General features: G+C 71.7%; 13 protein-coding genes. 6 read left to right on the forward strand and 7 right to left on the reverse strand.

Annotated features, from left to right (window positions below; translation table 11 throughout):
• Nucleotides 1-184: PLD nuclease N-terminal domain-containing protein (locus tag E1212_RS28450; RefSeq protein WP_162605670.1), on the reverse strand; the 184-nt coding region annotated here is incomplete at its 3' end.
• A 543-nt stretch (nt 185-727) separates the two neighbouring features.
• Here E1212_RS28450 and E1212_RS28455 point away from each other — a divergent pair.
• Complete coding sequence (locus E1212_RS28455; protein ID WP_131988818.1) at nt 728-1,195, forward strand: Lrp/AsnC family transcriptional regulator; 468 nt, start codon at nt 728-730, stop codon at nt 1,193-1,195.
• Nucleotides 1,195-2,157, forward strand: a complete 963-nt coding sequence (locus tag E1212_RS28460; RefSeq protein ID WP_131988820.1) for a threonine ammonia-lyase — start codon at nt 1,195-1,197, stop codon at nt 2,155-2,157. The genes E1212_RS28455 and E1212_RS28460 overlap by 1 nt, the downstream gene beginning before the upstream one ends.
• Here the strand turns inward: E1212_RS28460 and E1212_RS28465 are convergent.
• Nucleotides 2,138-2,554, reverse strand: a complete 417-nt coding sequence (locus E1212_RS28465; protein ID WP_131988822.1) for a rhodanese-like domain-containing protein — start codon at nt 2,552-2,554, stop codon at nt 2,138-2,140. The genes E1212_RS28460 and E1212_RS28465 overlap by 20 nt on opposite strands.
• Nucleotides 2,555-2,626: 72 nt before the next feature.
• Here E1212_RS28465 and E1212_RS28470 point away from each other — a divergent pair, with 72 nt between their 5' ends.
• Together E1212_RS28470 and E1212_RS28475 are read left to right on the forward strand one after the other, a co-directional pair.
• A complete protein-coding gene (locus E1212_RS28470; protein ID WP_131988824.1) occupies nt 2,627-3,112 on the forward strand; it encodes an Lrp/AsnC family transcriptional regulator in 486 nt (161 codons plus the stop codon).
• A gap of 17 nt (nt 3,113-3,129) precedes the next feature.
• Nucleotides 3,130-4,053, forward strand: a complete 924-nt coding sequence (locus E1212_RS28475; RefSeq protein WP_162605671.1) for a TIGR04222 domain-containing membrane protein — start codon at nt 3,130-3,132, stop codon at nt 4,051-4,053.
• Between the two features lie 32 nt (nt 4,054-4,085).
• Here the strand turns inward: E1212_RS28475 and E1212_RS28480 are convergent, their stop codons facing one another.
• A complete protein-coding gene (locus tag E1212_RS28480; protein ID WP_131988836.1) occupies nt 4,086-5,108 on the reverse strand; it encodes an LLM class F420-dependent oxidoreductase in 1,023 nt (340 codons plus the stop codon).
• Nucleotides 5,109-5,205: 97 nt separating this feature from the next.
• Between E1212_RS28480 and E1212_RS28485 the strand changes: the two genes are divergently transcribed.
• Nucleotides 5,206-5,619: a cytidine deaminase family protein gene (locus E1212_RS28485; protein WP_203417365.1), complete on the forward strand. Its 414-nt coding sequence runs from the start codon at nt 5,206-5,208 to the stop codon at nt 5,617-5,619.
• A 4-nt stretch (nt 5,620-5,623) separates the two neighbouring features.
• Here E1212_RS28485 and E1212_RS28490 read toward each other — a convergent pair whose 3' ends face one another.
• The 3 genes from E1212_RS28490 to E1212_RS28500 are packed head-to-tail and all read right to left on the reverse strand — an operon-like array spanning nt 5,624 to nt 7,801.
• Entirely contained in the window at nt 5,624-6,850 is a 1,227-nt protein-coding gene (locus E1212_RS28490; protein WP_131988840.1) for an RNA polymerase sigma factor, read from the reverse strand.
• A 2-nt stretch (nt 6,851-6,852) separates the two neighbouring features.
• Nucleotides 6,853-7,176 carry a YciI family protein gene (locus E1212_RS28495; protein ID WP_131988828.1) on the reverse strand — a complete coding sequence of 108 codons (324 nt, stop codon included), beginning with the start codon at nt 7,174-7,176 and terminating at the stop codon, nt 6,853-6,855.
• 19 nt (nt 7,177-7,195) lie between these two features.
• Nucleotides 7,196-7,801: a dihydrofolate reductase family protein gene (locus tag E1212_RS28500; protein WP_131988830.1), complete on the reverse strand. Its 606-nt coding sequence runs from the start codon at nt 7,799-7,801 to the stop codon at nt 7,196-7,198.
• A gap of 67 nt (nt 7,802-7,868) precedes the next feature.
• Between E1212_RS28500 and E1212_RS28505 the strand changes: the two genes are divergently transcribed.
• A complete protein-coding gene (locus E1212_RS28505) occupies nt 7,869-8,288 on the forward strand; it encodes an ester cyclase (protein WP_131988832.1) in 420 nt (139 codons plus the stop codon).
• Between the two features lie 11 nt (nt 8,289-8,299).
• On the opposite strand, the gene E1212_RS28510 is transcribed toward E1212_RS28505, so the two are convergent.
• Nucleotides 8,300-8,926, reverse strand: coding sequence for a dihydrofolate reductase family protein (locus E1212_RS28510; RefSeq protein WP_131988834.1), 627 nt, complete (start codon nt 8,924-8,926; stop codon nt 8,300-8,302).
• Nucleotides 8,927-9,275 lie beyond the last annotated feature (349 nt).

Raw genomic sequence — 9,275 nt, forward strand, 5'->3', positions numbered from 1 at the left:
GCGCGGCAGGGCGGCTCTGCGGGCGGGCCCGGACCTTGCCGATGACCAGCCAGAGGACCGGCCCGACGAGCGGGATGAGCACGATGATCGCGATCCACGCGACGCGGTTGAGCGACCGGAACCGGGCGGAGTCGGTCTGCAGGCAGTCGATGAGCGCATAGACCAGCAGCGCGATCGCGACCACGATTGGTAGTACCCGACCCACCGTGAGACCTCCCCGGTCGAGCTGTGTTCCCTTTCCACCAGCCTAGGTGGTGTGCCGGGCGTGACGCACCCCGGACCGCGTTCGGCTTGTTCGGGCAAGCGTCACACGGGCCGGGGGCGCCACGACCAGGGGCTGGGGATGACCCCAAGGCCGACCGTGAGATCCAGTCGGCCATGAGTCCCACGGGGGAAGGGAATCAGCCCTGGAAGGCGTCCGGCCGGGCGGGGCCGGACGCGTGGCCGGTGATCAGGAGAAGAGGCGACGACGGGGACGGTGGCCGGCGCGGATGGCTGCCGCCTGGCGCGCCCTCTCCGCCTCCCGACGCAGGTCGTCGATGCGGGTCTGGGCGTACTCGAGGCTGTACAACGTGACTCCCTGTGCGAGAATACTAACGAGATCGAAGGTCGACATCGGCCTTCTGCCTATGATTCTAAGTCACGGCGACGTAACGAATCCATCTCGAACAGGGTGATTCCCACCACGTTGTCGTCGCCGCCGCGGGCACTGCGAGGATGGAACGCCATGGACACCGTCGATGCGAGTCTTGTTGCGGCGCTACGGGCCAATGGCCGCGCGTCGTACGCCGAGCTGGGACGGCTGGTGGGGCTGTCCGGGCCGAGCATCCAAGAGCGGGTGCGCCGGCTCGAGGAGCGAGGAGTGATCACCGGCTACCGCGCCACCGTCGATCCCTCGGCCCTGGGTCTGGGGCTGACGGCGCTGATCGGGCTGGTGCTGTCCGACTCCGCCGGGCACGAGGACGTCGGCGCTCTTCTCGAGGACGTGCCCGAGGTCGAGGACTGCTGGTTCATCGCCGGCGACGAGGCCTACATGCTGAAGGTGCGCGTCGCCGACGTCGAAGGGCTGGAGCGGCTGCTGGGCCGGCTGGTCCGCATCGAAGGCGTCGCCCGCACGCGCACCACCCTGGTCATCTCCACCCGGTTCGAGGACCGCCAGGTCGAGCGGACACCGTCGGAACTGGTCGGCAGCTGATGACGCGGAACGGCCTGGTCACGCTCGACGACGTGCGCGCGGCGGCGGAGCGGCTCGACGGCGTCGCGGTGCGGACGCCGCTCGTCCCGGCGCTGTGGGCCGGCGGCGAGCTCTGGCTGAAGCCCGAGGGCCTCCAGGCGACCGGGGCGTTCAAGCTGCGCGGCGCGTTCAACGCCGTGGCCCTGCTCGACGACGGCGCCCGCTCGCGCGGCGTCGTGACCCACTCCAGCGGCAACCACGCGCAGGCGCTGGCCTGGGCGGCCCGCGCGCAGGGCATCGCGGCCACCGTCGTCATGCCCGACGCCGCCGCGCCGGTGAAGGTCGAGGCGACCCGGGCGCTCGGCGCCGAGGTCGTCATGGTGCCGCCGCCGCAGCGCGAGAGCCGGGTCCGCGAGCTGGTCGCCGAGCGCGGCCTGACGTTCGTCTCGCCGTTCGACGACGCCCGGATCATCGCCGGCCAGGGCACCGTCGGCCTCGAGATCGCCGCCGACCGGCCCGACGCCGCCACCGTCCTCGTCCCCGTGGGCGGCGGCGGGCTGATCTCCGGCATCGGCGTGGCGGTGAAGGCGCTGGCGCCGGGGACCCGCGTCGTCGGCGTCGAGCCCGAGCTGGCCGCCGACGCCCGCGACAGCCTGGCCCGCGGCGAGCGGGTCGCCTGGGATTCCGCCGACACCTACCGCACGATCGCCGACGGCGTCCGGCTCCCGATGATCGGTGAGCTGACCTGGGAGCACATCCGCCGCCAGGTCGACGAGATCGTCACCGTCCCGGAGGACGCGATCCTGGCCGCCATGCGGTTGCTGGCGGTGCGCGGGCGCATCGTGTCCGAGCCGACGGGCGCGCTCACGACGGCGGCGTTCCTGGCCGAGCCGGAACGGTTCGGCCGAACGGTGGCGGTGGTGTCGGGCGGCAACGCCGACCCCGCGCTGCTGGCCCGGGTGCTCACGAACTCCGGAGCGTGAAGCCCTCGTCCAGCCAGCCGGTGACGCCGCCGATCATCTTCTTGACCGGCCGGCCGAGCCGGGCCAGCCGCAGCGCGGCCTTGTCGGCGCCGTTGCAGTGCGGCCCGGCGCAGTAGACGACGAAGACCGTGCCGGGCGCATACGCGCCGAGGTTGCGCTCGACGATGCGCCCGTGCGGCAGGTTGACGGCGCCGGGCACGTGGCCTGCGGCATAGAGGTCCGGGCCGCGGACGTCCAGCAGGACGAAGTCCGCCGGCCCCGTCGTCAGGGCATGATGAACGTCCCAGCAGTCGGTCTCGTACGCGAGCAGGGCGTCGAAGTGGGCGACGGCGTCGGCCGGCGGCGCGGGCGCGACGGCGGTGACGGCGGACGGCGTCGCCGTGGAGGTGGTCGTCATGCCGTCGACGTTACGTCGGTGCAGGCGGGCTGAGGAGAGGCGATCAGCGCTCTCGGCGGCCGCCGGGCGGGGATGGCCCGGTATTCTGCCCGCGTGGCCGATGATCCCGCACCGACGCTCGATCGCCTCGACTGGCGGCTGCTCGAACAGCTGCAGCGCGACGGCCGGGTCAGCGTCGCCGAGCTGGCCCGCCGGGTGAACCTCGGCCCTACGGCGACCGCCGACCGCATCCGCCGGCTGACCGACCTCGGCGTCATCGCCGGCTTCCGGGCCGACCTCGACCTCGAGCGGGTCGGCTACACCGTCGTCGCGTTCGTGCGGCTGGCCTACCCATCGGGCAACTACCGCGCGCTGCACGCCGAGCTGGAGCGCACCCAGGAACTGCTGGAGTGCCACCACGTCACCGGCGACGACTGCTTCGTGCTCAAGGTCGCGGCGCGGTCCATGCGCCACCTCGAGGAGATCGCCGGCCGGCTGGCCACGCTCGGCAGTGTCACCACCTCCGTCGTGTACTCGTCGCCACTGGTTTCGCGGGTGATCACCCAGCCGCAACCCTGAGCTGCCAGCGTCGAGCGGTGACGGCCCTGCTGGTGCTCTTCGTCCTGGTGGTGGCCGGCGGCATCGGATCCGCGGTCGCCGTCGTCCTCAACGACAGGCGCCGCCGTCCGGCCGTTGCCCGCTACGAGATCGGCCGCGGCTTCGACCGCACGGACACCGCGTTGCTCTCCGGCGGAGTCGCCCGCGCCGTCGACGTGACGGTCCTGGAGCTCGTCGACCGCCGGCTGGTGCTGGCCGACGACGGGAAGCTCACCGTCGACGACGAGGTCCACCGGATGCTGGACACTCCGATGGACAGCCCCGAGTACACGCCGAACTACGACTTCGACGAGGCGATGGTCCTGGTCTCGGTGCGCGCCCGGGGCCGGCAGGGCCTCGACGCCGTCCGCCGCGACGTCGTGAAGTGGAAGCTGCGGACCCGTCTGCGCGCGCTGGCCGGCCGCGGGTTGCTCGTGACGCCGCTGCGCCGGCAGTGGGGTCCGGCGATCGTGTGGGCGCCGACGCTGGCCGGCATGTTCTTCTGCTCGATCGGGCTGATGACGTCGTACGACCCGCTCGAGGAAGGCGAGATCCCGGCGGCGATCACCATCGTCGCGTGGTTCCCGGTGACGCTGCTGGCGGCGTTCATCTTCAGCCGCCGTCCCGGCTACCACGGTCCCGACCCGCGGACCGCCACCGGGCGCGACATCGTCGAGCTGCTGCAGGCCGAGCCGGCCGAGGACGCCCCGCAAGCCCAGCGGGTCGCCGTCGGCGGGTTCGCCGCCATGACGGACGACGCGCTGCGCCGCGCGGTCCAGGGGAACGCCGTCGAGTCACGCTGGAGCGTCCCGCACGGCCGCCGCGGCGACCGCTACGGCGTGAACGCGATCGTCGCCGCCGACGCGGGCATGACCAGCGACGGCGGCGACGGTGGCGGTAGCGACGGCGGCGGAGCGGACTGAACGCTGCCGCCGTCCCCGGAGCACCCGAGCGCTCAGGTGAGCGCCGGCACGACCTCCTTCTCGAACAGCTCGACGCCGCTGAGGTCGTACGCGGCCTCGGGGAAGTAGCCGATGGCGTAGCTCATGCCGAGATCCTGGAACGAGCGGATCGCCTCGACGACCTGCTCGGGCGTGCCGGCCGTGGGGCTGTCGCGGAAGACCTTCATCCGGTCCGCGAGCACGTCGGGAGCCATGAACCGGCCGTAGATCTCCTCGACCCGGTCGATCTTGCTGTCGACCTCGGCCTGCGTCGTGCCGATGACGACGTTGAAGTTCATCGACCGCGTGATGGAGTCGAAGTCGGTGCCCAGGTCGCGGCAGTGCCCGGCCAGCACCTCGGACTTGTGCTCGAACACCTCGGGCGTGCCGCTGAAGTTGGTGTGCGTGGTGTAGCTGCGCGAGCCGGTGCCGTCCGCGCCGCGGGCGTGCTTGGCCGCGATGCGCAGCGTCACCTTCTCGCCGCCGCCGGCGATCCACAGCGGGATGCCGTCCTGCTGGAGCGGCAGCGGCCGGCAGATGGCGCCGTCGACCTGATAGTGCTCGCCGTCGATCGTCGCGACACCGTGGGTCCACGCCTGCCGCATGATGTCGACGCCCTCGTCGAGCATGGCCAGGCGTACTCCCGCGCGCGGGAAGCCGAACCCGTAGGCGCGCCACTCGTGCTCGTACCAGCCGCCGCCGATGCCCATCTCGACCCGGCCGCCGGACACGTGGTCGATGGTCGCGGCGACCTTCGCCAGGTAGGCCGGATTGCGGTAGGCCATGCACGTGCACATTTGGCCCAGCCGCACCCGCTCCGTCGCGGCGCCGAACGCGGCCATCAGCGACCACGCCTCGTGGGTGGCCTCCTCGGTGGGGACCGGGGTCGTGTGGAAGTGGTCGTAGACCCAGATGGACTCCCACGGGCCGGCGTCGGCGTGCTTCGCGATGCCGAGCATCGTGTCCCAGTGATGCTCCGGAGCGATGTCGACGAGGTCGAGGCGCCAGCCCTGCGGGACGAACAGTCCGAACTTCATGGGGGGAGAGGTCATACCTCACACGGTAGATCAAGGATGCGAACGGCGGAGACACGCCTCCGCTTCCGCCGGCCGTCTCCGCGGATAGGCTGCGGCGATGGGCAGCCCGATGGACGACGACGAGCTGATCGCGTCGGCGGCGTCGTTCCTGAACCCGCGCGAGGTGCAGGGCCGGCTGGTCGGCGACGTCGCGTCGACACTGGTCACGGACCGGGGGAACGCCTATCACGGCGTCTGCATCGACACCGGGTCCGGCACGGGGTTCTGCGCCGAGCACGGCGCCATCGCGGCCATGGTCACCGGTCGCGAGGAGCGCATCGCGGCCATCGTGGCGGTGTGGCGCGACGACGACGGAGTCCTGTTCGTGCTGCCGCCGTGCGGCCGGTGCCGCGAGTTCATCCGGCAGCTGCACCGCGACAACCTCGACACCCGGGTCGTGCTGGGCCGGGACCGCGCCGTCCCGCTGCGGGAGCTGCTGCCCGCCCACGAGTGGCCCGCTCCGCTCGACTGAGGCGCTATCCCAGCTGTCCGCGGCGGCGGGTGAGGTAGGCGGTCTCTGCGGTGTTGCCCGCCAGCTCGATGGCCGTGTCGTAGGCCGCGCGCGCCTGCTGGCTGCGGCCCAGCCGGCGCAGCAGCTCCGCCCGGGTCGCGTGAAAGGCGTGGTAGCCGGCCAGCTGGTCCTCGAGGCGGTCGACCGCGGCCAGAGCGACCTCGGGTCCGTCGAGCTCGGAGACGGCGACGGCACGGTTGAGGACGATGATCGGCGACGGCTCGAGGCGGACCAGCTGGTCGTACAAGGCGACCACCTGTGACCAGTCGGTGTCGCGCACGTCGCGGGCGGACGTGTGGACGGCATTGATGGCGGCGAGCAGCTGGTAGCGGCCCGGCGCCACCCCGGAGGCGAGGCGCTCGCGCACCAGCCGGTGTCCCTCGGCGATCAGCGCGGTGTCCCAGGCCCCGCGGTCCTGCTCGTCGAGCGTGACCAGTTCGCCGCTCGCCGAGACCCGGGCGGTGCGGCGGGCCTCGGTGAGCAGCATCAGCGCCAGCAGGCCGGCCACCTCGCCGTCGTCGGGCAGGAGGGCTCGGATCAGGCGGGTGAGCCGGATCGCCTCGGAGGTGAGTTCGTGGCGGACGGGGTCGGTGTCGGGACCCGTCGCCAGGTAGCCCTCGTTGAAGACGAGGAAGAGGACGGCGAGCACGCCGGAGACGCGGGCCGGGAGATCCTCGGCCGACGGCACCCGGTACGGGATGCGGGCCGCCTTGATCTTTCCCTTCGCGCGGGTGATCCGCTGCCCCATGGCGGTCTCCTGCACCAGGAACGCCCGGGCGATCTCAGCCACCGTCAGCCCGCCGACCATGCGCAGCGTCAGCGCCACGCGGGTCTCCATGGCGAGCGCCGGGTGACAACAGGTGAAGATCAGCCGGAGTCGCTCGTCGTCGATGACGCCGAGGGGGTCGGGCGGGTCGTCGCCGTACATCAGCTGAGCCTCCTTGTGCTTGTCGTCGCGCTTGCTCTCGCGCCGGATCCGGTCGATCGCCTTGCGGTTGGCGGTCGTGGTCAGCCAGGCACCCGGGCCGGGCGGAACGCCGTCGGCCGGCCATCGCTCGACGGCGACGGCGAACGCCTCGGCGGCCGCCTCCTCGGCGATGTCGAGGTCGCCGAAGCGCTTGGTGAGGGAGGCGACCACCCGCGCCCACTCCTCGCGGTGCGCCCGGGTGATCGCCTCACGGACGTCGTGCACGCTCACAGGAGTGGCCGCACCTCGAGCTTGCGGTTGCAAGCCTTCGACGCCTCGGTGGCGAGCCGGAGCATCACGTCGAGGTCGGGAGCCTCCATGATCCAGAAGCCGGCGAAGTACTCCTTCGTCTCCAGGAAGGGGCCGTCGGTGATCATCGGCTCGCTGCCGCGGTTGTCGACGACGGTGGCCGTGCTGGGATCGGCGAGGCCGCCGGCGAAGACCCAGTGACCGTCGGCCTGGAGACCTTCGTTGAACGCGCGGATGGCCACCATCTCGTCCGGCGTGGCGGAGTTGCTCGTGTCGTCGATCACGGAAACCAGGTACTTCATCTCGGAATCATCTCCTGAATCAGTGCGCGTACTGCGGACGACCGGCCGGCCGGTAGGACTGGAGCGTGATGCCCTTCGGGAAGGCTCGCGACTCGACCAGCTCGAGCGCGGTGTCCGGGCCGGAGCCGGGGAACAGGCGAATGCCCTGGCCGACGATGACGGGGACGACGAGCAGGTTCAGCTCGTCGACGAGGTCGTTCTCGAGCAACCACCGGGTCAGGGCTCCGCTGCCGTGGACCTGGAGCTCCCCTCCCGGCGTCGCCTTGAGCTCGCGGACGGCCGCCGCGACGTCACCGGAGAGGACGGTCGCGGGCGCCCACCGGGGGTCGGTGAGCGTGGTCGACGCGACGTACTTGGGCCGCGTGTTCAGCGAGCGCCCGATGGGGGTGTCGGCCATCTCCTCGATCGCGCCCCAGGTGGTGGCGAAGAAGTCGTAGGTCTTCCGGCCGAACAGGAACGCGTCGGCGCGCTGGTACACGTCGTCGACGTAGGCGAGGGACTCGTCGTCGAACAGCGGCAGCGCCCAGCCGCCGCGCTCGAACCCGGGGTCGAGGTCCGGGTGCGCCCCGCCGTTGGCCTGCATGACGCCGTCGACGGTGACCTGGATGGTGGTGGTCAGTCTCATGATCGTGGATACCTTTCATGGATGAGCCCTGCTGGACGTTGTCAGTGGCTGCGGCGATGCTGGATCGATGGAGCACACCGCCCGGCGCCGCGAGATCGAGGCCTTCTACCGCGTCTACCTGCAGACCTGTAACGAGCACCGGTTCGAGGACCTCGGGGAGTTCGTCGCCGCCGACGTCGTCGTCAACGGCGAGCCGAGGGGACTCGGCGGCTACATGGCGGCGCTGCGGTCGGTGGTCCGCGGCTTCCCCGACTACCACTGGGAGCTGCGCCACCTCGTCGTCGACGACGAGTGGTTCGCCGCCCACCTGGCGACCACGGGCACCCACCGCGGCCCGCTCCTCGGCCTGCCCGCCACCGGCCGCACCGCCGGCACGCACGAGTTCGCCGTCTACCGCACGGCGGCCGGGCGGATCGTCGAGGTCTGGGGAACGCCCGACGACCTCGCCCTGCGCACGCAGTTGCTGCTGGCCGACGGCATCGGCTGACGGCGGTCGCGTCACGTGCCCGGGATCGGCTCGGACGCGGCGTACCGGGGGCGCCCGGCCGGCCGGAAGACCTGGAGGGTGATGCCGTTCGAGAAGGCACGCGACTCGGCCAGTTCGAGCGCGGTGTCCGGACCGGAGTCGGGGAACAGCCGCGTGCCCTGGCCGACGACCACGGGATAGGTGAACAGGGTGATCTCGTCGACGAGGTCGTTCTCGAGCAGCCAGCGGATCAGCCGGCCGCTGCCGTGCACCTGCACCTCACCGGCCGTCGAGGCCTTCAGCTCGCGGACGGCTGCCGCGAGGTCGCCGGAGAGGACGGAGGTGTCCGCCCACCGCGGGTCGGTGAGCGTGGTCGACGCGACGTACTTGGGCCGCGTGTTCAGCGCCGTCCAGATGGGGCTGTCGCCCGGGTCGGCCCACGACCCCCAGGAGCCGGCGAAGATCTCGTAGGTCTGCCGGCCGAACAGGAACGCGTCGGCGCGCGCGTAGATCTCACCGAGAGCCGCCTCGGCGTCACCGCGGAACAGCGGCAGCGCCCAGCCGCCGCGCTCGAAGCCGCCGCGGCGGTCTTCGCCCGATCCGCCCAGGCCCTGAATCACGCCGTCGACGGTGATGTTCGTGACAGTGGTCAGCTTCATGATCGGAGGTCCTCTCTCACTGGCCTTCCGGCCATCGGGGCCGCCTCTCGTGGGCGGCCTTCACCCCTTCCACGAACGCCGTCGCGCCGATCCGACAACGGGGCCAGGATTTCCTTCCAGGACCCTGGGTCCCTTCCCGCTGTGGCTACTCGGCGCTGGCCACTGACGGCGGCACCGGGGTGTGGCGACCGGTCCCGCCGACGTCCAGCCCGGCCGCCTTCGGAATGATCACAGTGAGATGCTTTGTGGTCCTGGGGTCGGGTGCGGCTGACTCGAATGATCAGTGACCGTGGTGTCTTGTGAACGACCTGTCGTCGTGCCCGGTCCTGGGGTTTGCACGCGACCGGAC

The sequence above is a fragment of the Jiangella ureilytica genome (assembly GCF_004348545.1).
Lineage (GTDB): Bacteria > Actinomycetota > Actinomycetes > Jiangellales > Jiangellaceae > Jiangella > Jiangella ureilytica.

Excerpts from the sequence above, each read along its gene's own strand:
- E1212_RS28500 (WP_131988830.1), bottom strand. The coding sequence starts at position 7,801 with ATGAGACTGACCACCACCATCCAGGTCACCGTCGACGGCGTCATGCAG.
- E1212_RS28510 (WP_131988834.1), bottom strand. The coding sequence starts at position 8,926 with ATGAAGCTGACCACTGTCACGAACATCACCGTCGACGGCGTGATTCAG.
- E1212_RS28495 (WP_131988828.1), bottom strand. The coding sequence starts at position 7,176 with ATGAAGTACCTGGTTTCCGTGATCGACGACACGAGCAACTCCGCCACG.
- E1212_RS28470 (WP_131988824.1), top strand. The coding sequence starts at position 2,627 with ATGGCCCGGTATTCTGCCCGCGTGGCCGATGATCCCGCACCGACGCTC.
- E1212_RS28455 (WP_131988818.1), top strand. The coding sequence starts at position 728 with ATGGACACCGTCGATGCGAGTCTTGTTGCGGCGCTACGGGCCAATGGC.
- E1212_RS28460 (WP_131988820.1), top strand. The coding sequence starts at position 1,195 with ATGACGCGGAACGGCCTGGTCACGCTCGACGACGTGCGCGCGGCGGCG.
- E1212_RS28480 (WP_131988836.1), bottom strand. The coding sequence starts at position 5,108 with ATGAAGTTCGGACTGTTCGTCCCGCAGGGCTGGCGCCTCGACCTCGTC.
- E1212_RS28505 (WP_131988832.1), top strand. The coding sequence starts at position 7,869 with ATGGAGCACACCGCCCGGCGCCGCGAGATCGAGGCCTTCTACCGCGTC.
- E1212_RS28465 (WP_131988822.1), bottom strand. The coding sequence starts at position 2,554 with ATGACGACCACCTCCACGGCGACGCCGTCCGCCGTCACCGCCGTCGCG.
- E1212_RS28485 (WP_203417365.1), top strand. The coding sequence starts at position 5,206 with ATGGGCAGCCCGATGGACGACGACGAGCTGATCGCGTCGGCGGCGTCG.